Origin of the sequence: Paracoccus caeni, from assembly GCF_016629665.1 — a bacterium.
GTDB classification, from domain to species: domain Bacteria; phylum Pseudomonadota; class Alphaproteobacteria; order Rhodobacterales; family Rhodobacteraceae; genus Paracoccus; species Paracoccus caeni.
On sequence record NZ_JAEPRQ010000002.1, the window covers coordinates 414,342 to 438,722 of the forward strand.

Below are 24,381 nucleotides of genomic sequence, written 5' to 3' on the forward strand. Positions count from 1 at the left end.
GTTCTCGATCTATGGCGTGTCGCCGGGCGGCACCCTATAGTCGCCGCGAATCCGTTGCAATTCAGGAGGACGCGCGATGACCATTGCCATAGGCGAGAGTTTCCCCGCAGGACAACTGCTCAGGGTCGGTGAAAACGGGCCCGAAGCGGTCGATACAGCCGATCTGGCGCAAGGCCGCGTGGTGGTGTTCGGCCTGCCCGGCGCCTATACCGGCACCTGTTCGAACGCGCATATCCCCAGCTTCATCCGCACCGCCGACCGCTTCCGCGAGAAGGGCGTCAGCCGGATCGTCTGCGTGACCGTGAACGACCCCTTCGTCACCGCCGCATGGTCCAAAGCGACCGGCGCAGGCGATGCCGGGATCGAGATCCTTGCCGATGCCGATGGCAGCGTGACCAAGGCACTGGGCCTGTCCTTCGACGCACCCCCCGCCGGTCTTTACGGGCGCAGCAAGCGCTATGCCTCGCTGCTTCGGGACGGTGTGGTCGAGGTGATCGACGTGGAAGACAGCCCCGGCCTTTGCAGCGTCAGCGCGGGCGAGGCGCTGCTGGAAAAAGTCTGATCCGTGATCAGCGAGGGGCGGCGATCTTGCCGCCCTTTCTTATCTCAGCCTGCAGATTTCGCGGCCAACGGCATCTAAGACAGCCGTCTGAACCGCCGCAGCGGACATGCCGTCGGTTTGCAACTGATGGTTGGACAGATCGCCCAGCTCTGCGAATTGGCGATGCAGTTCGGTGATGGTGCCGGGATCGCGAAGCGTGTCGCCGCCACGTTGCTGACAACGCGAGATCGCCTGAGACAATGACGGACGCAGGACGATGTAGTGCAGCGGCATGCCCAACGCCCGGAATGCGGGTAAGAACCACGGGCCGATAATGCCGTCAACAATGACGAAATAACCGCCTTGAGCATAGATGCGTGCGGTGGCGGCCAAGGCCTCGATGACCACGCGGTTCTGATCATGCGCTTCCGGCAGCCATGGATCGATCGCGCCGGATTTGATCACATGCCAGAAATCGTCGGAATGAAGATGCACCTTGGGCACGCCCGGACTGGCGGCGAGACTGGCCGCCACCGTGGTCTTTCCCGATCCCGGAGTGCCGGTCAGGATCAGTATTTCGCCCGCTTTCAACATTCGGTTGACATAATCTGTTGCCCTTCAGGCTGCAATCGGACGGCCAATCCCTGCTGAGCCGCCGCCGGGCAGGCTGGACCTTCTCACATATCCGTGACATGCGACCAAGGTATTTTGACCTTCTTCAGGTAGAACAATGGCTTTCACGCAACTTACCCTTCCCGACCGCCCCCTGAACATCGCCCCCGGTTCGATCAATCCCCCGCGCGGACTGATCTTTGCGATGATCCTGTTTCTGGGCCTGCTGGGGTTTCTGGTGTGGTTTCAAGGGCCGGATCTGTATCGCGACTGGCAGATCAGCCGCAATCCGGTCGAGCTTCAGGAAGCGCTGATCGAGAATGGCGAATGCACGACCCGCAAGGGCTTTTTCACCGATTGCAGCGCCGATGTCGCCTATAGCTACGAGGGCCAGTCTTATGACGGCCATATCGAGTTGGCCTTCTTCGATTTCCATACCGGCGATTACTGGGTCAGCGTGGTCATTTCCGGCGACGATCCGTCGCTTGCCACCCTGTCACTTGGGTTGGAGAAGCTATGGAACCGGATCATCGTTCTGGCCCTCTTTTCCGCGCTGTTTCTGGGGCTGGTGATCTCTAGCCTCGTGCAGCGGGCGCGCGCGAACAAGGCAAGGAAGGGCATTGCCGGTTCGGCGCGGCTTGGGCTGGTGCCGGTGGTGCTGACCAACGTGTTCGAGCGGGGCCGGAAAACCCATGTGACCTATGCCGAACGCATCGCGCCCGGCAAGAACGGCAAGGCGGCGAACACGACCTTCGTTGCGCCGGCGCAACCGCTGCTGTCCTTCGATCAGGACGGGCAGACCGTGGGCATCGGCGTCAGGCATCCCGACGCGCTTCTGCCGGTGCTACTGGATGCCGAGCTTGAGCGTTTGTCGCTGACCCCGGAAGAGCGGCAGGCGGCGCTTGCCCAGATCCGGTCCGAGGCGCAGGCCGAGGGTGTTCCCGCCGCCCCTCCGGCGAAGAAGCTGCATTGGAAGCGCGGGCTTGTGGCATTCTGCGGGCCGTTCCTGCTGCTCTTCATCGGCTCGCTTGGCTATTGGCTTCACTATGTGACCAGCGCGCCGACGCAGTATGACCAATACGGGATGCTGGTGAACCAGATCCTGCCGGGCTTCATGAACGAATGGGGCTGCGATCAGTTGCAGGCCCGGTTTGGCGATCAGAATGCGCCGTCCGGCTGCGTGATGGACGACCATAGAAGCTGGAAATGATGCCGCACGGGGCGATGGCCGGTTGATTTTCAGCCGGTCGTCGGTCACAGCGACATGACTGCGACACAGGAGACCCGCATGACCTATCTGCACGCCATCATCGCGGGCCTCATCGCCGGTCCGGTCTATGCTTGGGCCATGACGCTTGATATCCCTCGCCGCCGGTTCGAGGCGCGGATGCAGCGCTTTCGGAACGGCGAGGGCAAAGACCCGGCAAAGGCGCATCTTGGGCCGCATAAGCCGTTGTGGGAAAATGCCGTGGCCGCCGGGCTGATCGTCATGCTGGTCGGCGGCATCATCGCCAACATGGCGCAGGTCTGACCTAACGCGGATCGCGCCACCAGCCGCCCCATTTCGGAAAAGTTGCCCTAGCTGACCGCGCCCTTGCGGAACGGGGTCCAGTCAGCCAAGGCCTCGATCTCCTGCCCCATGGCATCACGCTCTCGGTCGAGATAGTCGGCAAGGGCACGCAGGAACCCCTCATCCTGAACCCAATGCAGTGAATGGATCGGGACCGGCTCGTATCCGCGCGCCAGTTTATGCTCGCCCTGCGCGCCCGCCTCGACCCGAGCAAGGCCGTGGGCGATGGCGTGGTCGATGGCCTGATGGTAGCAAAGCTCGAAATGCAGGAAGGCGTGATCCTCGACACAGCCCCAATAGCGGCCATAGACCGCGTCGGGGCCAAGAAAGTTCAGCGCGCCGGCAATGGGTGTGCCGTCGTCTTCGGCCAGAACCAGCAGGATATCGTCGCGCATGGTCTGGTGGATGCAGTCGAAGAATTCCCGCGTCAGATACGGGCTGCCCCATTTGCGGCTGCCGGTGTCTTGGTAGAAGTCCCAGAACGCATCCCAATGCGCGGGTTTCAGGTCATCGCCGGTCAGATGGGTGATGCGGCCGCCAAAAGCCTGCGCACGGGCGCGTTCCTTTCGGATCGCCTTGCGCTTGCGCGAGGACAGCGCCCCCAAAAAATCGTCGTAAGAGCCGTATTCCCGGTTCAGCCAGTGGAATTGCTGGGTGATCCGCGGCAGAAAACCCGCCTCTTCACCCAAAGCGGCCTCTTCCTCGGTGCAGAAGGTCACATGCACGCCAGAGGCCCCGCCCCGCCCCGCCACCTGCGTCATCCCTGCCAACAGCGCCTGCCGCGCCTGCGGATCATGCGACAGAAGGCGCGCGCCGGTGGCTGGCGTGAAGGGCACCGCGCATTGCAGCTTCGGGTAATAGCTGCCTCCGGCGCGCTGAAAGGCTTCGGCCCAGGCGTGATCGAAGATATATTCGCCCTGGCTATGCGACTTTGCATAAAGCGGGGCCACGCCAAGGATGCTCTCCCCGTCCGAGACCGACAGATGCAGCGGCTGCCAGCCCGTCCCGCGCCCGACCGAACCCGATGCCTCCAGCGCCGCCAGAAAACGGTGGCTGGTAAAAGGGTTGCCATCGCCGAACCCGTCCCATTCGGCGGCGGGAATATCGGTGATCGAGGCATGGGTGGACAGGGTCAGAGAGCGGCTCATGCGGCAGAACCTATGCATTGGCCGGGGCTTTGTCAGCCTCTGCGGTGGTGCAGCCGCCGCGAATGTGGGAATCGGGGTCGCGGATGCCTGCTGAAACAGCCCGATGAGCCGATAGCCACGGTGGGTGATGCAAGGATTTTGTGGATAACCCCACCACGAACCGCAATATCTAGCGGTTTTGGTTGACTCGGGCGGCATCACTGGCACAATCGGGGGCAAAAGAACGAAGGACAGGCCATGCGTTTCGACAAGCTTCGCCTCAACGGCTTCAAAAGCTTCGTGGACCCGACCGATCTGGTCATCCGCGAGGGGCTGACCGGCGTTGTCGGGCCGAATGGCTGCGGCAAGTCGAACCTTCTGGAGGCGCTTCGTTGGGTCATGGGCGAAAACCGCCCCACCGCCATGCGTGGCGAGGGGATGGAGGATGTGATCTTCGCCGGAACCTCGCGCCGTTCAGCCCGCGCCCATGCCGAGGTGACGCTGACGCTGGACAACCGCGACCGCCTTGCCCCCGCCGGGTTCAACGAGCACGACCATTTCGACATCGTCCGCCGGATCACCCGCGATGCGGGCTCTGCCTACAAGATCAACGGCAATGACGTGCGGGCGCGCGATGTGCAGATGCTGTTCGCGGATGCCTCGACCGGGGCGCATTCTCCGGCGTTGGTCCGGCAAGGGCAGATCAGCGAGCTCATCAACGCCAAGCCGAAGAACCGCCGCCGTATCCTTGAGGAAGCGGCGGGGATCTCGGGCCTCTATCAGCGGCGCCATGAGGCGGAACTGAAACTGAACGGGGCCGAGGGCAACCTGACCCGTGTTGACGATACGCTGGATCAGCTTTCCACGCAGGCCGCATCGCTCGCCCGTCAGGCCCGCGCCGCCGCCCGTTACCGCGAAATCGGCGCGGCCTTGCGGCTGGCCGAAGGGGTGTTGCTGTATCGCCGCTGGGCCGAGGCCGAGGCTGCGCGTCTTGCCGCTGCCGAGGCATTGCAGGCCGCCGTGAAAGCCGCGTCCGAGGCGGAACATGCCGCGCGTGAGGCGACGGCGCGTCGTGAAGCAGCGGATACCGCGCTGCCGTCGCTGCGCGAAGAAGAACAGATCGCCGCCGCCATTCTGTCCCGGGTGGTGGTCGAGCGGGAGGCGCTGGACGAGGCCGAGGCGCGGGCGACCGAGGCGATCCGCGCCCTGGCCGCGCGCATTGCCCAGCTTGATCGAGATATCGAGCGTGAAGATGCGCTGAACCGCGATGCGGGTGAGGTGGTCGAGCGGTTGGACTGGGAAAAGACCGAGCTTGAAAAGGCCGGTCAGGGCCATGACGACCGGCTGGACGCCGCCGCGGCAACTGCCGACGAAGCCGCCGACGCCTTGCGCGAGGTCGAGGCACGACTGGCCGAGTTGACCGACGAATCCGCGCGTCTTGCCGCCCGCCACCAATCGGCGGAACGACTGGTCGCCGATCTTCGCAGCATGCTGGACCGCGCCCAACGCGCCGCCACCGAGGCCGAAGAAACCGCAGCCCGTGCCGGTGAGGCGGGCGAAGCCGCCGCCGAGGCGCTGCGCCAGTCGGAAGAGGCGCAAGAGGCCGCCCGCGACCGTGCGGAAGGGGCCGAGGATGCGCTGGCCGAGGCGGAGACCGCCCGTTCCGCTGCCGAAAGCGTGGAAGCGGCCAGCCGGATCGCTCGATCCGAGGCCGAGGGCGAGGCCGGGGCGCTGATGGCGGAAATGGCCGCGTTGAAGCGGCTGGTGGAACGCGGGCAATCGGATGGCAAGGCGATCCTTGACCGGGTTCAGGTGGCGAAGGGTTTTGAAATTGCCTTCGGTGCCGCGCTTGGCGACGATCTGCGCGCCGGGCTTGCCGAGGATGGCGAAAGCGGCTGGCATAATCTGCCCGGCTGGGACAAGCCGCAGGCCTTGCCGAAGGGCGTGACGGCTTTGGCGGCGCATGTCGATGGCCCGGACGCGCTGTCCCGGCGGCTGTCGCAGGTCGGGCTGGTGGCGGATTTCGACAGCGGCGCGGAATTGCAGGCGGCGCTGCTGCCGGGGCAACGGCTGGTCACGGCGGAAGGCGATCTTTTCCGGTGGGACGGGATGCGGGTGCTGGCGGGCGATGCCTCATCCTCAGCCGCGTTGCATCTGCAAAAGGTGAACCAGCTTAACGAAATCGCCGTGCAGGCCGAGGAAATGCAGGCCCGCGCCAGTGCCGCTATCGAGACCAACGAGGATGCCCGTGCCGCGCTTGCCGAAGCGGTCGCGGTCGAGAAATCGGCCCGCGATGCGCGGCGCGAGGCGGAACGGCTGCTGTCGGATGCATCTCGCGCGGCGACCCGTGCCGAATCCGATCTGGCCATGGCAAACAGCCGGGTGGAATCCGCACGGGGCGAGGTGACACGGCACCGCGCCGATGCCTCGGATGCGCAGACCCGGCTGACGCAGGCAGAGCGCGCCTTGGCCGATCTGCCCGACCGTGGCGATGCCGCCGCCGCCGTCGAAAACGCTCGCACCGGGGTCGAGGCTGCGCGGATCGCCACCATGACCCGCCGCGCCGCGCTGGACGAATTGAAGCGCGAGGCGAATGCCCGGATCAAGCGGTTGCAGGAAATCGCCAAAGAGGAATCCGGCTGGAAACTGCGGCTGCAACAGGCCGGAACCCGCGCCGCCGAACTGGCCGCGCGCCGCGATGCCGCCGCCGACGAACTGGAAGCCGCCGAGGCCCAGCCCGAAATCCTTGCCGAGCGTCGCGCCAGTCTGACCGAGCGCGAGGAACAGGCCGAGGCGCGTCTTGTCACCGCCCGCGACGCGTTGGCCGCCGCTGATGAAGCCGCCCGCGCCGCCGCCCATGCGGAGCGGGACACCGAACGCCACGCCTCGGAAGCGCGCGAGATGCGCGCCGCCCGCGAGGCCCGTGCCGAGGCTGCCCGCGAATCGGAAACCGGCGCCCGCGCCCGTATCCACGAGGAAACCGAGGGCACGCCGCAGCAATTGCTGGAAGCCTTGGGTGAGACCGACACCGACACGCCTGCCAGCGCGCTGGAAGATCAGATTGCCCGGCTGCGGACGCAGCGCGACGGGCTTGGCGCGGTCAACCTGCGCGCCGATGAGGACAAGCGCGAGCTTGAGGAAGAGCGCGACCGGCTGGCCGCTGAAAAGACCGATCTGGAAGAGGCGATCCGCAAGCTGCGCGCCGGGATCGGCAGCCTGAACCGCGAGGGGCGCGAACGTCTGCTGACAGCCTTTGACACGGTGAACGCCAATTTCACCACCCTCTTCACCACGCTTTTCGGCGGGGGCGAGGCGCGTCTGGTGCTGGTTGAATCCGATGATCCGCTGGAGGCGGGGCTTGAGATCATGTGCCAGCCGCCGGGCAAGAAGCTGTCCACGCTCAGCCTGCTGTCGGGTGGGGAACAGACGCTGACGGCCTTGGCGCTGATCTTTGCGGTGTTCCTTGCCAACCCGGCCCCGATCTGCGTGCTGGACGAGGTGGACGCGCCGCTGGACGACGCCAATGTCAGCCGCTTCTGCGACCTTCTGGACGAGATGATCCGCCGCACCGACACCCGCTTCCTGATCATCACCCACCACGCCGTCACTATGTCCCGCATGGACCGGCTGTTTGGCGTCACGATGGTTGAACAGGGCGTGAGCCAGTTGGTCAGCGTCGATCTGAAACGCGCCGAGGCTCTGGTCGCCTGATCCACACCACGTTAACCTTGCGGCGAATCTTCGGGAATACGCCGCCACGATGAGACGCTTTGTCGCCAGCATGATCCTTGCCGCCGCCCTGCCGCTGTCGGCTGCGGCGCAGGTGATGGGCGATCCCGACGTGATCGAGCTGTTGATGCAGGATCAGGGACTGCCGGTTGAACGCGGGGTCGAGCGGAACCGCACGCCCTATATCATCAGCAGCATCGACGGCATCCGCTTCACGATCTATTTCCACGATTGCCGCCAGACCTGCGGGTCGCTGCAATTCATCTCGGGCTACGAGACAGGGCCGCATCAGCGGATTTCGCTGCGGGTGATGAACGACTGGAACCGTACGCAGCGCTTCAGCCGCGCCTATCTGGACCGCTTCGGCGACCCCATCATCGAGATGGATGTCAATCTGGGCGCAGATGGCATGGGCAGGTCGAATTTCAACGAGTTGCTGACCCATTGGGCGGCTAGCCTGTTCGCATTTCGCAATCTTATCAACTGGTGAGGACCATATGAGCATCGAAGCAACCCTGGCCGAAAAAGGCATCACCCTTCCTGCAGCACCCGCGCCTGCGGCGAATTACGTGCCCTTCGTGCAGACCGGAAATCTGATCTTCGTCTCGGGCCAGATCAGCTCGAACGAGGGCGGGCTGATCACCGGCAAGCTGGGCGAGAATATGGAAACCGAAGCTGGGGCCGAGGCTGCGCGGCGCTGCGGGCTGGCGCTGATTGCGCAACTGAAAGCCGCCGTGGGCGATCTGGACCGGGTGGCGCGGGTGGTGAAGCTGACCGGCTTCGTCAACTCGACCCCCGACTTCACAGATCAGCCGAAGGTCATCAACGGCTGCTCGGACCTGATGGTCGAGGTTTTCGGCGATGCCGGTCGCCATGCCCGTGCCGCCGTCTCGGCCCCGTCGCTGCCCTTGGGCGTGGCGGTCGAGATCGAAGCGATCTTCGAGGTGAAATGATGCCAGCTTTGCCCGATGCCTTCCTGTCCGCGCCGATTGCCCATCGCGGGCTGCACGGGCCGGGCAAGCCCGAAAACAGTCTGGCCGCCGCACAGGCGGCCATCGACGCCGGTTACGGGATCGAGCTGGACATCCAGCCCGCCTCGGACGGCACGCCGATGGTGTTTCATGATTACCGGCTGAAACGGCTGGTGGGTCAGGACGGCGTGATCGGTCAGTATGATGTCGAGGCGCTGGCCGCGATGCGGATTCTTGGCTCGGATCAGGGCGTCCCGACGCTGGCCGAGTTTCTGGAACTGGTCGCAGGCAAGGTGCCGCTGCTGGTCGAGATCAAGGATCAGGACGGCCATCTTGGCGCGAATATCGGCACGCTGCACCAGAAGGTCGTCGAGGTGCTGGAAGGCTATGACGGGCCGGTCGCCGTGATGTCGTTCAACCCGCATGTGGTCGAGGCCGTTCATGCGCTTCGGCCGGGCCTGCCGGTCGGGCTGACCACCTGCGATTTCCCGGCCGAGGACTGGCCGTTGATCGATGACGAACGGCGGGTCTATCTGGCCGGGATCAGCGATTACGACCGCTCGGGCGCGTCCTTCATCTCGCATGACAAGGTGGAACTGGGTAATCCTCGGGTCGATGCGCTGAAGGCAATGGGCGCGCCGATCCTGTGCTGGACGGTGCGCAGCGAGGCCGAGGAAGAGGCCGCGCGAAGGATCGCGGATAACATCACCTTCGAAGGCTATCTGCCCCCGGTCTGAGGCGGTCGCGGCAGTCTCATCGGCATTTGCGCGACGCGGATATCCGCGTTAGCATTTTGCGCACGAATGCTGATCGCCTAACGTCCCGTTGCGTTTTGCATCGTTCTGAACCAACCCTTGCAGCCCGGCAGTCTTTGCCGGGTTCGTGCAGGAAGCAGGATCGTCACCAGTCATTTTTCAGGGGAGGAAGCCATGGTCGCAGCATCGGATATCTACGAGATCGGACTTCCGCCCAATCCGGCAAATTTCGTGCAACTGTCGCCCCTGTCGTTTCTGGAACGGACGGCGGCGATCTATCCCGACGACGATGCCGTCGTCTATGGCGACGTTCGCCGCAACTGGGCCCAGACCTTTGAACGCTGCCGCCGCCTTGCCAGCGCCCTTGCGGCGCGCGGGATCGGCAAGGGCGACACCGTCTCGGTGGTGCTGGCCAATATCCCCGAGATGTTCGAGCTTCATTTCGCCGTGCCAATGACCGGCGCGGTGCTGAACACGATCAATACCCGGCTTGATGCAGATGCCATCGCCTTCATCCTCGCCCATGCCGAGGCCAAGGTGGTGATGGTGGACCCTGAATTTTCCGAACTGGTGCAGCAGGCGATTACCCTGACCGGGCGCACCGACCTGCTGATCATCGATGTCGAGGATGACAGTTTCGACGGCGGCACACGCATCGGCAGCGCCACCTATGCCGAGTTGCTGGCCGGGGGCGATCCCGATTTCGCATGGAAGCTGCCCGATAACGAATGGGACGCGATCAGCCTCAACTATACTTCGGGAACCACCGGCGATCCGAAGGGCGTCGTCTATCACCATCGCGGCGCGGCGCTGAATGCGCTGTCGAATATCGTCACATGGGGGATGCCGCATCATTCGCGCTATCTGTGGACGCTGCCGATGTTTCACTGCAACGGCTGGTGCTTTCCATGGACCATCGCGGCGAATGCAGGGCTTTGCGTCTGTCTGCGCGCCGTGCGTGCCGAGCCGATCTTCCGCCTGATCCGCGATGAAAAGGTGACGCATTTCTGCGGTGCGCCCATTGTGCTGAATATGCTGGTCCATGCGCCGGACGAGTTGAAGGATTTCACCCATGAGGTGAAGGTGATGACGGCGGGCGCGCCGCCACCCGCCGCCGTGATCGCGAATATGGAAGCGATGGGCGTCGAGGTGACGCAGGTTTATGGTTTGACCGAAAGCTATGGCCCGTCGGTCGTCAGTGCATGGCAGGGGAAATGGGATGCGCTGGACGGGGAACAGCGCTCGCGGATGAAGGCTCGGCAGGGGGTGAAAAACGTTGTTCTCAGCGATCTGATGGTGGCCGATCCCGATACGCTGGAGCCGGTTCCGGCGGATGGACAGACCATTGGCGAGATCTTCATGCGCGGCAACAACGTCATGAAGGGCTATCTGAAGAACGTCGCTTCGACCGAAAAGGCCTTTCGCGGCGGCTGGTTCGCCTCAGGCGATCTGGGCGTCATGCATGCCGATGGCTATGTCGAGATCAAGGACCGCTCGAAAGACATCATCATCTCGGGCGGCGAGAACATTTCGTCCGTCGAGGTCGAGGATGTGCTGTATCGCCATCCCGCCGTGATGGAAGCCGCCGTAGTCGCGCGCCCGGATGTTAAATGGGGCGAAACGCCCTGCGCCTTCGTGACGCTGAAACCCGGCAAGGATCTGGGCGGGGTCGAACTGCGCGAGTTCTGTCAGCAGCATATGGCGCGGTTCAAGGTGCCGAAAACCTTCGTCTTCGGCGATTTGCCCAAGACCTCGACCGGGAAGGTGCAGAAATTTCTGCTAAGGGATCGGGCGCGGGAATTGCGCGACTGAGGCTTTTCTGCCGGGTCAAACACCGACCGGCTGCGGCAGCGCAACCTGTAGCCGGGCGGCATGTTTCGCCATCCGCTCCAGATCGCTGTCGGCCACCGGCACGCCCTGCTCCAACGCGGCGCGGCGTTTGCGGGTGGCGCTGTCGCCGGGCACCCGGACCGGGCCGTTATTCCACGGCGCGGGCGGATTGCTGCGGCAGGCTTCGGCCAGCCAGTCGGATTGTTCGGTAAAGGCATCAAGGCCCGCGAAGAAGGCCGGATCGATGACCTGCAGGAACGCGCTTTGCGCCAGCGGTCCCGGCGCCGTCGTGTTGGCGCGCCCCTTGCCCGACAGCCCCTGCCCCAGCAGATCGACCATCAGCGCCAGCCCGTAGCCCTTGTGCCCTTTCAGCGCGCCGCCCAGCGGCATCATCGTGCCGCCCCGCTCGGTGATGTCGCGCGGATTGTCCGTTGGCTGCCCGTCGGCGGTCAGACCCCATGCCTCGGGATAACGCTCGCCCTTTTTCGCCAGAAGCTGCGTCATCGTGGTGGTGGTGATCGAGGCGGACACGTCCACGATTACCGGATCGTTGGTTGTCGGAAAGCCCATCGCGATCGGGTTCGGCGTCAGCACGGGTTTGGTGCCGCCATAGGGCGCTACCCGCGCCGCCGCCGGGTTCGAGACCGACAGTTGCGCGATCAGCCCCCGGTCTGTCGCCTTGCGAAGATAGGCCGACAGCGCACAGGTATGGTGGCAATTGCGGATCGCGGCGGCGACGATACCGTGATCGCGGGCCCGCTCCATCGCCTGATCCATCGCCCGGTCCAGCAGCCATGCGCCGGGCAGCAACCGCCCGTCCCAGACGAAAGCCGCGCCGCGATCCGAAACGACCTCATAGCTGCCGACGCCGTTCAGGCTGCCATCGGCAAGACATTCCAGATACCAGTGCATCAGTTGCAGGCCATGGGTTTCATGCCCGATCATGTCGCCCTCGATCAGCACTTCGGCGGTGACGGCGGCCTTGTCAGGCTCCATCCCGGCGCGGGTCAGTAGCGTTTCCGCAAAGCTCAGCAGATCAGCACGGGCGAAACGGGGCATCTTCATCTCCTGTCAGGAAAACGCGGGCCGGGGGGCCGGCCCGCGCGGGATCACTTGAAGCCGATTTGCGAAAGCTGCAGTTCGGAATTCGTGGCAATCGTCGGTTTGAAGTCCAGACGCGGCGAGACGCGGGTAAAGCCGACCATGTGGAACATCGGAATATCCGCGATGATGTCCGTGTTCACCTTGGTGAACAGCTCCTGCCACAGCTTCGTGCGCTCATCGCCGGTCGCTTCGGTGGCTTTGGCGATCATCTCGTCCACTTCGGGGTCGGTGACCATCGAATGCGCGCCGGTCGAGGCGTATTTGACAAAGGCGGTAAAGACCGGATCGCCGGTGGCGTTGTCATGCTGCGACTGCGTCAGGGTCGGGCCGCTATCCGCCACATAGGGCGAGACGAAATAGTTGTTCCAGACCGACACGTCATACATGTCCAGCTTCACGTTCAGCCCGACATCCTGCATCATCGCCATCATCGCTTCCATGGTCTCGGTCGCGTTCGGATATTGCCCGTTGCGCCCGATGATGCGGATTTGCGTATCGACCGGCACACCATCGGCCCGCGCCTCTTCCACCAATTCGCGGGCGCGGTCGGGATCATAGGGCCAGACCGGCACATCCGGGTTATAGCCGATGGTCGTCGGCACCACGAGATGCGTGGCGATCTGGGCATCAGCCGGGAACAATGTGCCGATCATCGCCTCGCGGTCGATGGCAAGGTTCATCGCCTCGCGGATGCGGCGGTCATCGGTCGGGGCAATGCGCGTATCGATCCGCAGCGAGGTGGTTTCCGAATTCGGGTAAGAGAAATCCGTTTCGGGGTTGTTCGCGTCCTGCAAGGCGATTGCAGGAACGATATCGGCCTCTCCTGCCTCGACCATCGCGGCGGCGACGGCGCTGTCCGAGCGGAACAGGTATGTCGCCTTCTCGACCTGCGGAGCTTCGCCCCAATAGTCGGGATTGCGCTCGACGGTGATCGATTGGCCGATCTGCCAATCGGTGAAGACATAAGGCCCGGTGCCGACAGGCTTGCGGTCAAATTCACCCGCCGGAGTCGTCGCGGCCGACTGGACCGGCATCACTGTCATCAGCAGCGGCAGGATCGGCTGCGGCGGGTTGGTGGTAATCAGGATGGTGTTGTCGTCCGGCGTCTCGAAGGTGAATTCGGTGCCGCCGAAATACTTGCCGCCGGTTTCACAGCTCAGATCGGCATTCTTGTTCCGCTCGATGGTGAATTGCACATCCTGCGCGGTGAAGGGCGCGCCGTCATGCCATTTGACACCCTCGCGCAACTTAAATTCCCAGGTATCCTCGTCGATCTGGTTCCATTCCGTTGCAAGACGCGGCTTCAACCCGCCATTCACATAATCGAACTCGATCAGCATCTCGTTCACGTTTTCCGAGATGACCCGCCCGACATCCTGACGCGCGGCCATGCAAGGCTCGACCACATCGACGGTTTCGGCCAGAACCACGGTCACGGCGCGATTGGCGTCTTGTGCCAGCGCAGGTGAGCTTCCCACCATCAGCGCCGCGCCGGTCAGGCACAAGGCCGCTTTTCCAATTTTCATCTTCCATCCTCCCTTGTCCCCGCTCGGGGCGTTCCTCAGCCGGTCCCGATCACACGAGCCTTATCGCGCGCCCGATTCCCAGCCTTCCCTCCAGTCATGACTTATGCACATGCACACTAATATTTCAATTAACACTTTCGCGCAGCAGACCGTTTCGCTGCAGAAAGTCCTGCATCTGCGCCTGCTGCGCGGCGGTCAGCGGCCATGCGGCAGGCGGGCGGGTTGCCCCACAATCCTGCCCAAGCGCTTGCAGCGCGGCCTTGACCCCGGTGACATTGGTGCCGTTCAGTTCCTGCGCGCGGACATCCTCGAAGGCGGCCATATCGGCGATCAGGGCGCGGGCCTGTCCGAAATCCCCCGCCTCCAGCGCCGCATGGATCGCAAGCGAGCGTTCCGGCCAGAGATTGATCAGCCCCGAGGTAAAGCCCCGCGCGCCAACGGCATATAGCGCGGGCGCCCAGACCTCGGCCAGCCCGCCGACCCAGATGACCGAAGGATCGCAGGCGGCAATCGCCTCGGCCAGCCGCTGCGGGTTCGGCGTCGCCCATTTGACGCCGACCACGCCCGGAATGGCGCAAAGATCGGCAATCGCAGCGGTGCCGATGGCATCGTTGCGCAGATAAAGCATCAGCGGCAGCCCCTGCCCCGCCTCGGCGATGCGACTGACATAGTCCACCACACCGCGCGGCGCGGCGAAGGGATCGGGCGGCTGATGCACCATCAGCCCCGCCGCCCCCGCCTCGACTGCTGCCCGCGCCAACCGGCAGGCATCGCCGACCGAGCGTCCGATCCCGGCCAGAACCGGCGCACGGCCCGCGACCATCGCCACCACTTCGCGGGACATCACCTCGGCCTCATCGACGGTCAGGGCGTAGAATTCCCCCGTATTGCCGTTGACGACGGGGATATGCATGCCCGCTTCCAGCGCCCGGTCGATGATCGGTTGCAGCCGCGCAGGCGCGATCCGGTCGCCGTCGTCGAAAGGCGTAACCAATATCCCAGAGATCCCGGTCAGCGCATCGACAAGCCCGGTCATTGCGCCGACTCGATCAGCGCCTGCATCATCGCGACCTCTTCCTCGGTCAGATCGGTCAGCGGCGCGCGCACCGAACCCGCCTCAAATCCGCGCAACCGGACGCCCGCCTTCACGGCAGCCACCGCGTAACCGGCCTTGCGGTCGCGGACCTTGGCGAAGGGGTAGTAGAAGTCGCGCAGCATCGCCTCGCAGGTGGCATCGTCGCCAGCGGTCATGGCGGCGTGGAATTTCAGCGCCGTTTCCGGAACGAAGTTGAACACCGCCGAGGAATAGGTCGGCATCCCCGCGCCATTATAGGCCTGCGCGAACAGTTCATGCGTGGGCATCCCGCCGATATAGGACAGCCGGTCGCCCAGTGTCGCGGTGACGCGGCGGACGGTGTCGATATCGCCGGTGCCGTCCTTGAAGCCGATCAGGTTCGGGCATTCGTCAGCCAGTAGCGCAAGCTGTTCCGCCGAGACCCGCGCCTGCCCGCGATTATAGACGATGACGCCCATATTGGTGGCATTGCAGACGGCGCGGATGCGGGCGGCGATGCCCTCAGCGGGCGCTTCGGTCAGGTAATGCGGCAAAAGCAGGATGCCGTCGCCACCCGCCGCCTCGATCTCGCGCGCCATGTCACAGGCGATCCGCGTGCCATAGCCGCACCCCGCAATGACCGGCGCATCGCCCGCAACCGCGCGTGCGGTGCGAACCACCTCGACCACTTCCGCAGGCGTCAGTGAGAACAGCTCGCCCGTTCCGCCTGCGACGATCAGCCCGGCGACGGGGTAAGAGGACAGCCATTCCAGATGCGCCGCGAAGGGCTTCGGATTGAACTGATCCTGATCGTCGAAGGGCGTCACCGGAAAGGACAGCAGGCCGGTGCGGATGATCTCTTGCAGGTCTTTGGGGGCAATCATTGTTGGTCTCCTTGGGGAAGCAAATCCTGAGGCAGCAAGCCTTCGGGGAAGTTCTGGTAGCTGACGGGGCGCAGGAAGCGGCGGATCGAGAGGGTGCCGACCGAGGTTGCGCCGAAATTGGTGCTGGCCGGATAGGGGCCGCCATGGACCATGGCATCGGCAACCTCGACCCCGGTGGGGAAGCCGTTGACCAGCACGCGCCCCGCCTTGCGCTCTAGGATCGGGCGCAGCTTTTGCGCGTCGGCCAGATCGGCGTCGTCCATGTGGATCGTGGTGGTCAACTGCCCCTCGAAGCCACGGGCCAGCCGCGCCATTTCATCGATATCGCGGACGCGGACGATCAGGCCCAGCGGCCCGAACACCTCTTCGCCAAGCGCGTGATCCTGCAGGAAAGTCTCGGCGCTGGTCTGATAGAGGTTTGGTCTGACCTCACGACCAGCGCCGTCATGGGTCAGCACGGGTTGCACCGCATTCCGCCCGTCAAAGCGCGCCTTGCCGTTGTGATAGGCCTGCGCGATCCCCGGCGTCAGCATCATCTGCGGGCCAACCTGTTCCAGCGCGGATTTCGCGGCCTCGGTGAAGCGGTCGGCATCCGCGCCGTCCAGCACCACCGCGATGCCCGGATTGGTGCAGAACTGGCCCGCGCCCATGGTCAGTGAGCCTGCCCAGCCGGTGCCGATCTGATCTGCCCGCGCGGCCATGGCGGCAGGCAGCAGGAACATCGGATTGACCGAGCCAAGCTCACCAAAGAACGGGATCGGCTCGGGGCGCGCGGCGCAGAGATCGAACAGCGCCCGGCCACCGGCCAGACTGCCGGTAAAGCCCACCGCCTTGATCAGCGGATGTGTGACCAGCGCGGTGCCGACATCGCGCTTGCCGCCCTGGATCAGGCTGAAGGTGCCGGGATGCAGATTGCAGGTCGCGATGGCCGCATGGATCGCCTCGGCCACGATCTCGCCGGTACCGGGATGGGCAGAGTGTCCCTTGACCACCACCGGACAGCCCGCAGCCAAAGCCGCCGCCGTATCGCCGCCCGCCGTCGAGAAGGCCAGCGGGAAATTCGACGCGCCGAACACCGCGACCGGGCCGATGGGCCGCTCGATCAGTTTCAGATCGGGACGCGGCAGCGGCTGACGATCCGGCAAAGCGGGGTCATGGCGGCGGTCGAGATAGTCGCCTTTGCGGATATGCTCGGCGAACAGCCGAAGCTGGCCGGTCGTGCGACCGCGTTCGCCGTTCAGGCGGGCTTCGGGAAGGCCGGTCTCCTGCGTGCCGATTTCGGTGATGGCCTCGGCGCGCGCCTCGATCTCATCGGCGATGGCGTCGAGAAAGCGGGCGCGATCCTCGCGGCTTGAATAGCCATAGGACCAGAACGCCTCTTCCGCCGCCTCACAGGCGCGGTTCACCAGATCGACCGTGCCGACCGAGAAGTCGTGCGCCGGGCCATGCGCCGGTTCGCTGGAAAAGCGCTGATCCGTGGCGATCCATTCGCCTGCGATCAGGTGCTTGCCGTGGGGGGTGAAGCTCATCAGATGGTCCTTTCAGGCATGGCAGAGCCAGCGCGCTGCCGGGCCTGCCCGTGCGCTGTCCTGCCGTGATGGTCGAGAATACGGGCGATCCGTCAGCGCCCGGTGCGCGACCGCCATTCCTCGTATTTCTTCAGGTTCTCGTCCTTGGTGGCGGGATAAAGCCCGATGATCGGGGCACCGCCCTGCACTTCCTCCAGCACGAAATCCTCGAAACTTTCCATGCCGGTGCATTCCTCGGCAATCTCGTCGGCCAGATGGGCCGGGATCACCATCACCCCGTCCTTGTCGCCGACCATGATGTCGCCCGGAAAGACCGGCGCATCTCCGCAGGAAATCGGCACATTGATATCCAGCGCCTCATGCAGCGTCAGGTTGGTCGGCGCCGATGACTTGGCGAAATACGCGGGCATGTCCAGCCGCCCGATCCCCTCGGCATCGCGCATCCCGGCATCGGTGACGACCCCCGCCGCACCGCGCATGGCCAGCCGGGTGATCAGGATCGACCCCGCCGTCGCCGCGCGGGCATCCTTGCGCCCGTCCATGACCAGCACATGCCCTTCGGGGCAAGTCTCGACCGCGACCCGCTGCGGATGGTCGGGATTGCGGAAAACGGTGATCGGGTTGCGATCTTCCCGCGCCGGAATGTAGCGCAAGGTGAAGGCCGGGCCGACCATGTTCTCATCCTTCGGCGCGACCGGGATCACGCCCTGGATGAACTGATTTCGTAGCCCGCGTTTGAACAATGCCGTCGCAATCGAGGCGGTCGAGACCTTTTTTAGCTTCTCGCGGGTCTGGTCGGAAAGTGAGTGTTCGCTCATGATATCCTCAGAAGATGTCCGGCTCGCCCGCGCTGCGGCCAAAGTCGGATTGCAGGAAATCGAAGTCGCAGCCCTGATCGGCCTGCGTCACATGGCGCTGGAACATCCAGCCGTAACCTCTGTCGTAAAGCGGCTGCGGGGCCTGCCATGCGGCACGGCGGGCGGCCAGCTCTTCGTCGCCGACCAGCATGTCCAGCCGCCGGTTCGGCAGATCCAGCCGCACGATATCGCCGGTTTTCAGCAGCGCCAGCGGCCCGCCGACATGGCTTTCAGGCGCGACATGCAGCACGCAGGCGCCGTAAGAGGTGCCCGACATCCGCGCATCCGAGATCCGCAGCATGTCGCGATGACCCTGCTTGATGAGTGCCTTCGGGATCGGCAGCATCCCCCATTCCGGAAAACCCGGCCCGCCCTGCGGTCCCGCATTGCGTAGGACCAGTACCGTATCGGGCGTCACCTGAAGGCTTTCATCGTCGATCGCCTTCTTCATCTCGGGGTAGCTGTCAAAGACCAGCGCCGGGCCTTCATGGACGTGATATTTCGGGTCGCAGGCGGCTGGCTTGATCACTGCACCATCGGGGCACAGATTGCCGCGAAGAACCGCAAGCGAGCCTTCGGCATAGACCGGGTTCGACAGCGGGCGGATCACATCGTCATTATAGACCTGCGCGCCTTCAAGGTTCTCTCCCATGGTCTTGCCGGTGACGGTCAGGCAGGTAAGATCCAGCCGATCCTCGATCTGCCGCATCAGCCCGCGCAGCCCGCCCGCATAGTAGAAATCTTCCATCAGATAGTCCTTGCCCGAGGGCCGGACATTGGCGATCAGCGGCGTTATCCGGCCAAGCGCATCAAGGTCATCCAGCGTCAGGTTCACCCCCGCACGCCGCGCCATCGCGATCAGATGGACCACTGCATTGGTCGAGCAGCCGGTTGCCATCGCCACCACGGCGGCATTGCGACAGGCGGCCTCGGTCACGATCTTGGCGGGGGTCAGGTCCTCCCAGACCATCTCGACAATGCGGCGGCCACATTCCGCGCCCATGCGCTGATGGTTGCTGTCCACCGCCGGGATCGAGGAGGCGCCGGGCAGCGTGATCCCCATGGCATCCGCAATCGCCGTCATCGTCGAGGCGGTGCCCATCGTCATGCAGACCCCGGCAGACCGGGCGATTCCGCCCTGCACGCCAAGCCATTCCTCATCCGAGATATTCCCGGCGCGGCGCTCGTCCCAATATTTCCACGCATCAGATCCCGATCCAAGGATCTTGCCCGCATAATTCCCGCGCAGCATCGGCCCGGCAGGCAGGTAGATCATCGGCACGCCCGCACTGATCGCGCCCATCACCAGCCCCGGCGTGGTCTTGTCGCAGCCGCCCATCAGCACCACACCGTCCAGCGGGTGAGACCGGATCATCTCTTCCGTCTCCATCGCCAGCATGTTGCGGTAAAGCATCGAGGTCGGCTTGGTGAAACTTTCATCGACCGACAGAGACGGCATCTCGACCGGCAGCCCACCGCCTTGCAGCACACCGCGCCGCACATCCTTGGCGCGTTCGCGGAAATGGGAATGGCAGGTGTTCAGTTCCGACCAGGTATTGAGGATGCCGATGATCGGCTTGTCGCGAAAATCCTCTTCGCCATAGCCAAGCTGCATCATCCGCGACCGATGTCCGAAACTGCGCAGATCGTCAGGTGCGAACCACCGGGCAGACCGCAGATCCGCCGGATTTCGTGCCGCCATCTTCCCCCTCCTCTTCCACGCCGGAATCATTCGGCGCCATCCGCAATACTAATATTTCAGTTGGAGAGTTATATCAATAGCTATATTTGTATCGTTGTGCATCAGATCGGGCAGAATTATTGTCGAACCAGAAAGGGTGATCCCATGAACACATCGCTTGCCTCGACCTTCGGCTTGTCAGACCCTCATGCCGCGACGCTTCCGGGCGGCACGGTGCAGCGGGTCTATGATGACCTGCGCAAGCGGATCATCACCCTTGCGCTTCCGCCCGACACCACCCTGTCGCGCAGCGATCTGACCGAGACTTATGAAGTCAGCCAGACCCCGATCCGCGAGGCGATGCAGCTTTTGAAACAAGAGGGGCTGGTCCGCATCTATCCGCAGTCGAAGACGGTGGTGACGCGCATCGACGTGCCGCAGATCTACGAGGCGCATTTCCTGCGTGTCGCGCTTGAAACCGAGGTGTGCCGCAGGCTGGCGGCAGCGCAGGATCATGCGACGGCATCGCGGGCGCGTTCTATCATCAAGATGCAGGAAGCGGTCTCCGACGACCCCGACCAGATCGCCATTTTTCAGGAACTGGATGAGTTGTTTCACCAGACGCTGTTCGCCGGGCTGAAGCGCGGCGGGTTGCATCAGTTGATCCGCGAAAGGTCCGGCCATCTGGAACGGGTGCGGCGTCTGCATCTGCCGGAAAAGGGCAAGGTGATGAACATCCTCTCGGGGCATCGCGCAATCGTCGATGCAATCGGCGCAGGCGATGAGGATGCGGCGGTCGCGGGCATCCGGGCGCATTTGAGCCAGACCGTCGCCAAGGTCGAAGAACTGCGTCAGGAATTTCCGCATTATTTTGTGTGAGGCGGTGCGTGCGGAGCACGCACCCTACGGCGGGGGTTAAAGCACCCGCCCGGAATCAAGGTGCGTGAAACGCACCGCCGGGCAGTGCACAGCCGCCCCCGGCTGGGCACTTTGGTGATGTTCCGCGCAACAGATATGGACGGCGGGACTGCACCATAAAGCGTTCAGAACAAGCGTAGCAGGTGCCCAACCGCTGCTGTGCCCTGCCCTCTGCTTTGATTGGGAATGCCCTCAGTTCACCGGCGTCAGCACCGGCTTACCGGCAAAGAACGCTGCCAGATTGTCCAGCGTCAGTTGCGCCATTGCGTCCCGCGTTTCCTCGGTGCCGCTGGCATGGTGCGGATAAACCACCACATTCGGCAGCGCCGTCAGCACCGGGTCCGGGTTCGGCTCATCCAGATAAACGTCAAGCCCGGCCGAGGCGATCCGCCCCGCCTGCAAGGCCGCGATCAGTGCCGCCTCATCCACCACGGTCCCGCGTGAGATATTGATCAGCGTGCCCTCCGGCCCAAGCGCGTCGATCACGGCGGCCGAGATCAGCCCCTCGGTCCCTGCCCCGCCCGGCGTCGCGATCAGCAGCACATCTGCCCAGTCCGCCAATGCCACCGGATCAGCGAAATAGGCATGGTCCACGCCCGCCTTCTGGCTGCGGCCCGAATAGCCGATCTCCATGCCCAAGACCTCGCAGCGACGGGCAATGGCCTTGCCGATATTGCCAAGCCCGACGATCCCGGCCCGCTTGCCCTTGGCCGAGGTGGTCAGCGGGAACATCCCTTGCCGCCCCCACTCACCCGAGCGAACATAGGCATCAGCCTCGATCAGCCTGCGCCGTGCGGCCAGCATCAGCGTCAGCGCCATATCGGCCACGTCATCGACCAGCGCATCCGAGGTATTGGTCAGCCGGATGCCGCGCCGGGTCATCTCGGGCAGGTCCATCTGATCGAAGCCGGCCGAGGAACAGGCGGCAAGGCGCAGGTTCGGCAATTGATCCAGAAACGCCCGGTCCACGGTCACATGGCCGTTGACCACCATCGCCGTGCAGACCGGCCCGGCCTTGGCCAGCACCGCTTCGCGATCTTCCGGCGCGGCAAGGTCCAGACGGTGCAGGCTATAAAGCCGTTCAAGCTCGGCCATCTGGCGGGGGCGTAGGGGATAGGCGACAAGGACATCGGGCTTCATGCGGGGATCCGTTGCTGTAGTTCTTCGCGGGCGATGCGGCGGGCGGCCTGAACCTCGGGATCGGGGTCAAGGCTCGCCGCCAGCAGCGCCTGTGTATAGGGTTGAACCGGATTGTCGAAGATCTGGCGCACCGGCCCTTCCTCGACGATCTGGCCGGATTTCATCACGATCACCCGGTCGGCAAAATCGCGCACCACCGGCAGATCATGGGCGATGAACAGATAGGACAGCCCGAATTCGCGCCTCAGCCCGTCCAGCAACTTGATCACCTGCGCTTGGATCGACACATCCAGCGCGGACACCGCCTCGTCACAGACGATCAGCTTCGGCTGCATCGCCAGCGCCCGCGCAATCGCGATCCGCTGCCGCTGCCCGCCCGAGAACTGATGCGGATAACGCCTGGCATGTTCGGGCTTCATCCCGACCTTTTCCAGCAATTCGGCCACCCGCGCCTTCCATTCGCGCTTGGGCAGAATGTCGGGATGGATCACCCATGCCTCTGCGATCAACTGGAACACCGTCATCCTTGGATTCAGCGATTGCGTCGGATCTTGGAACACCATCTGCAGATCGCGGCGCAGACCGAACAGCTCTCGCGGGTGCATCGTCATCAGATCCTGCCCGCGATAAAGGATGCTGCCGCTGTCAGGATCGTCCAGCCGCAGGATCGCCCGCGCCAGCGTCGATTTACCCGAGCCGCTTTCGCCGACCACGGCCACCGTTTCGCCCGGCATGATCGTCAGATCGACGCCCTTCAGGGCATGGAACGCCCCGTAATGCTTCTGCAGCTTGACCGCTTCCAGCAGCGGCGCACCGCTGCGGTCGCGTTCCTCGGGCATGGCACCCTTGCCCGGCGCGGCGTCGATCAGCTTGCGGGTATAGGGATGGGCGGGGTTGCGATAGACCTCGGCGGCATTGCCGGTTTCAACGATGCAGCCGCCGTTCATCACGACGACCCGGTCGGCGATCTCGGCCACGACGCCAAGATCGTGGGTGATCAGCAGAAGGCCCATCCCGGTCTCGGCCTGAAGCTCTTCCAGCAGCGCCAGAACCTGCGCCTGCACGGTCACGTCCAGCGCCGTTGTCGGCTCGTCCGCGATCAGGATGTCGGGCTTGCAGGCCAGTGCCATGGCGATCATCAGCCGCTGCCGCTGCCCGCCCGAGAACTGGTGCGGGTATTTCCCCATGGCAAGCTCTGGCTCAGGGATACCGACACGGCGCAACAGATCCAGCGCCCGGGCCTTGGCCTTGTCCTTTGGCCCGCCATGGGTGACCACGGCCTCGGCGATCTGCCAGCCGACCGAATAGACCGGATTAAGATGGGCCAGCGGGTCCTGAAAGATCATCGCGATCTTTGCGCCATTGATGCGGCGGCGTTCCTCGGCCGTCATTTTCAGCATGTCCTGACCGTTCAGCAGAATCCGCCCCGAGGTGATCTTGCCCGGCGGCATATCGATCAGGTTCATCACCGCCGAGGCCGAGACCGACTTGCCCGAACCGCTTTCGCCAAGGATCGCCAAGGTCTCGCCCCGGTCCAGATGCCAGTTGACGTTCTGCACCGCCTTGACCGTGCCCGCCGCCGTGTGAAACTCGACCGAGAGGTCGCAGACTTCCAGCAGATGATCAGCCATTCTTGCGTCCTCTCATTTCCAGCCGCCAGCGTTGGGCGGGGTCCAGCGCGATGCGCAGCCAGTTCGACAGAAGGTTCAGCGACAGCGTGGTCAGAATGATCGCCAGACCCGGCCAGAAGCTGAGCCACCATGCCGTCGTCAGATATTGCCGCCCCTGCGAGACCATCAGACCCCAGGTGATCTCGGGCGCCTGAATCCCGATCCCAAGGAAAGAGAGCGAGCTTTCGGCAAGCATGACGAAGGCGAAATCCAGCGTGGCGATGGTGATCAGCGTCGGCAGCACCACCGGCAGGATATGGCGAAAGACGATGCGGCGGTCGGATGCGCCCATGACCTTTGCGGCCTGCACGAACATCCGCTCGCGGATCTCCAACACCTCGGCGCGGGTGGTGCGCAGATAGACGGGGATGCGGGTGATCGCCAGAACGATGATGATATTGGCGACCGAGGGTTCCAGCATGTAAAGCACGATCACCGCCAGCAGCAGCGACGGAAAAGACATGATCACGTCGCCCAGACGCATGATCCATTGCGCCGCGCGCTTGCGGCTATAGCCCGCGATCAGGCCCAGCCCGCAGCCGATGATGGCCGAGGCCAGCACCGCCCCTGCAGCCACCATGATCGTGTTCTGCGCTGCAACGATGATCCGCAGCAGCAACGGGCGGCCAAGCGCGTCCGCGCCCAGGACATAGGCCCAGCCACGCTCCAGATCGAAGGGCGGCGCGTTGCGGCCGCGCAGGTTCTGCCGCGTCGCCAGATCGCCGAACATAAGCGGCCCGAACAGCGCGCAGATCACCACGATCAGCAGGAACAGCGCCGCGAAAAAGGCCAGCTTGTCGGCCCAGAGCATCGACAGCCATGCGCTGACGGCACCACGTTCCCTGGGTTCGGTCTTGGTCGGAATGTCGGTCACGCTCATCTC

Annotated in this window: 21 protein-coding genes; 9 read left to right on the forward strand and 12 right to left on the reverse strand. The window is 64.2% G+C overall.

Features of this window, described 5'->3' with window-relative positions:
- The first annotated feature begins 76 nt into the window (after window positions 1–76).
- Window positions 77–562, forward strand: coding sequence for a peroxiredoxin (locus JJJ17_RS08670; RefSeq protein ID WP_200685467.1), 486 nt, complete (start codon window positions 77–79; stop codon window positions 560–562).
- Between the two features lie 39 nt (window positions 563–601).
- Here JJJ17_RS08670 and JJJ17_RS08675 read toward each other — a convergent pair whose 3' ends face one another.
- Window positions 602–1,135, reverse strand: coding sequence for an AAA family ATPase (locus JJJ17_RS08675; RefSeq protein ID WP_200685469.1), 534 nt, complete (start codon window positions 1,133–1,135; stop codon window positions 602–604).
- A 136-nt stretch (window positions 1,136–1,271) separates the two neighbouring features.
- Between JJJ17_RS08675 and JJJ17_RS08680 the strand changes: the two genes are divergently transcribed.
- Window positions 1,272–2,363: a hypothetical protein gene (locus JJJ17_RS08680; protein WP_200685471.1), complete on the forward strand. Its 1,092-nt coding sequence runs from the start codon at window positions 1,272–1,274 to the stop codon at window positions 2,361–2,363.
- Between the two features lie 78 nt (window positions 2,364–2,441).
- The gene (locus JJJ17_RS08685; protein WP_200685473.1) at window positions 2,442–2,684 is read left to right on the forward strand and encodes a hypothetical protein; all 243 of its coding nucleotides are present in this window, start codon (window positions 2,442–2,444) and stop codon (window positions 2,682–2,684) included.
- Between the two features lie 47 nt (window positions 2,685–2,731).
- Here the strand turns inward: JJJ17_RS08685 and JJJ17_RS08690 are convergent, their stop codons facing one another.
- A complete protein-coding gene (locus JJJ17_RS08690; RefSeq protein WP_200685475.1) occupies window positions 2,732–3,871 on the reverse strand; it encodes a GNAT family N-acetyltransferase in 1,140 nt (379 codons plus the stop codon).
- Between the two features lie 237 nt (window positions 3,872–4,108).
- Here JJJ17_RS08690 and smc point away from each other — a divergent pair, with 237 nt between their 5' ends.
- The 5 genes from smc (at window position 4,109) to JJJ17_RS08715 (ending at window position 11,117) form a co-directional block, all read left to right on the forward strand.
- A complete protein-coding gene (gene smc, locus JJJ17_RS08695) occupies window positions 4,109–7,561 on the forward strand; it encodes a chromosome segregation protein SMC (protein WP_200685477.1) in 3,453 nt (1,150 codons plus the stop codon).
- A 49-nt stretch (window positions 7,562–7,610) separates the two neighbouring features.
- A complete protein-coding gene (locus JJJ17_RS08700; protein ID WP_200685479.1) occupies window positions 7,611–8,069 on the forward strand; it encodes a YbjN domain-containing protein in 459 nt (152 codons plus the stop codon).
- A 7-nt stretch (window positions 8,070–8,076) separates the two neighbouring features.
- Window positions 8,077–8,532 (forward strand): RidA family protein, encoded by a 456-nt coding sequence (locus tag JJJ17_RS08705; protein ID WP_200685481.1) that lies wholly within the window; start codon window positions 8,077–8,079, stop codon window positions 8,530–8,532.
- On the forward strand, window positions 8,532–9,287 hold the full coding sequence (locus JJJ17_RS08710) for a glycerophosphodiester phosphodiesterase family protein (protein ID WP_200685483.1): 756 nt from the start codon (window positions 8,532–8,534) through the stop codon (window positions 9,285–9,287). The genes JJJ17_RS08705 and JJJ17_RS08710 overlap by 1 nt, the downstream gene beginning before the upstream one ends.
- A 192-nt stretch (window positions 9,288–9,479) precedes the next feature.
- On the forward strand, window positions 9,480–11,117 hold the full coding sequence (locus JJJ17_RS08715; protein WP_200685485.1) for an acyl-CoA synthetase: 1,638 nt from the start codon (window positions 9,480–9,482) through the stop codon (window positions 11,115–11,117).
- A 15-nt stretch (window positions 11,118–11,132) separates the two neighbouring features.
- On the opposite strand, the gene JJJ17_RS08720 is transcribed toward JJJ17_RS08715, so the two are convergent.
- The 7 genes from JJJ17_RS08720 to araD all read right to left on the reverse strand — a co-directional run bounded on the left by JJJ17_RS08720 (window position 11,133) and on the right by araD (window position 19,791).
- Window positions 11,133–12,194, reverse strand: coding sequence for an Ldh family oxidoreductase (locus tag JJJ17_RS08720; RefSeq protein ID WP_200685487.1), 1,062 nt, complete (start codon window positions 12,192–12,194; stop codon window positions 11,133–11,135).
- 50 nt (window positions 12,195–12,244) lie between these two features.
- Window positions 12,245–13,765 (reverse strand): ABC transporter substrate-binding protein, encoded by a 1,521-nt coding sequence (locus tag JJJ17_RS08725; RefSeq protein WP_200685489.1) that lies wholly within the window; start codon window positions 13,763–13,765, stop codon window positions 12,245–12,247.
- Window positions 13,766–13,889: 124 nt separating this feature from the next.
- Complete coding sequence (locus JJJ17_RS08730) at window positions 13,890–14,801, reverse strand: dihydrodipicolinate synthase family protein (protein ID WP_200685491.1); 912 nt, start codon at window positions 14,799–14,801, stop codon at window positions 13,890–13,892.
- Window positions 14,798–15,700 (reverse strand): 5-dehydro-4-deoxyglucarate dehydratase, encoded by a 903-nt coding sequence (locus tag JJJ17_RS08735; protein ID WP_200685799.1) that lies wholly within the window; start codon window positions 15,698–15,700, stop codon window positions 14,798–14,800. Before JJJ17_RS08735 ends, JJJ17_RS08730 begins: the two co-directional genes overlap by 4 nt.
- Complete coding sequence (locus JJJ17_RS08740; RefSeq protein WP_200685493.1) at window positions 15,700–17,232, reverse strand: aldehyde dehydrogenase (NADP(+)); 1,533 nt, start codon at window positions 17,230–17,232, stop codon at window positions 15,700–15,702. The genes JJJ17_RS08735 and JJJ17_RS08740 overlap by 1 nt, the downstream gene beginning before the upstream one ends.
- A 92-nt stretch (window positions 17,233–17,324) precedes the next feature.
- On the reverse strand, window positions 17,325–18,050 hold the full coding sequence (locus JJJ17_RS08745; RefSeq protein WP_200685495.1) for a ribonuclease activity regulator RraA: 726 nt from the start codon (window positions 18,048–18,050) through the stop codon (window positions 17,325–17,327).
- A gap of 7 nt (window positions 18,051–18,057) precedes the next feature.
- Window positions 18,058–19,791 (reverse strand): L-arabinonate dehydratase, encoded by a 1,734-nt coding sequence (gene araD / locus JJJ17_RS08750; RefSeq protein WP_200685497.1) that lies wholly within the window; start codon window positions 19,789–19,791, stop codon window positions 18,058–18,060.
- Between the two features lie 144 nt (window positions 19,792–19,935).
- Here araD and JJJ17_RS08755 point away from each other — a divergent pair, with 144 nt between their 5' ends.
- Window positions 19,936–20,649, forward strand: a complete 714-nt coding sequence (locus tag JJJ17_RS08755; protein WP_200685499.1) for a GntR family transcriptional regulator — start codon at window positions 19,936–19,938, stop codon at window positions 20,647–20,649.
- Window positions 20,650–20,880: 231 nt separating this feature from the next.
- On the opposite strand, the gene JJJ17_RS08760 is transcribed toward JJJ17_RS08755, so the two are convergent.
- Genes JJJ17_RS08760 through JJJ17_RS08770 form a run of 3 tightly spaced genes read right to left on the reverse strand, consistent with a single transcriptional unit; the run spans window position 20,881 to window position 24,378 of the window.
- Window positions 20,881–21,828, reverse strand: a complete 948-nt coding sequence (locus JJJ17_RS08760; protein ID WP_200685501.1) for a 2-hydroxyacid dehydrogenase — start codon at window positions 21,826–21,828, stop codon at window positions 20,881–20,883.
- Window positions 21,825–23,459, reverse strand: coding sequence for an ABC transporter ATP-binding protein (locus JJJ17_RS08765; protein WP_200685503.1), 1,635 nt, complete (start codon window positions 23,457–23,459; stop codon window positions 21,825–21,827). The genes JJJ17_RS08760 and JJJ17_RS08765 overlap by 4 nt, the downstream gene beginning before the upstream one ends.
- On the reverse strand, window positions 23,452–24,378 hold the full coding sequence (locus JJJ17_RS08770; protein WP_200685504.1) for an ABC transporter permease: 927 nt from the start codon (window positions 24,376–24,378) through the stop codon (window positions 23,452–23,454). The genes JJJ17_RS08765 and JJJ17_RS08770 overlap by 8 nt, the downstream gene beginning before the upstream one ends.
- Window positions 24,379–24,381: the final 3 nt, after the last annotated feature.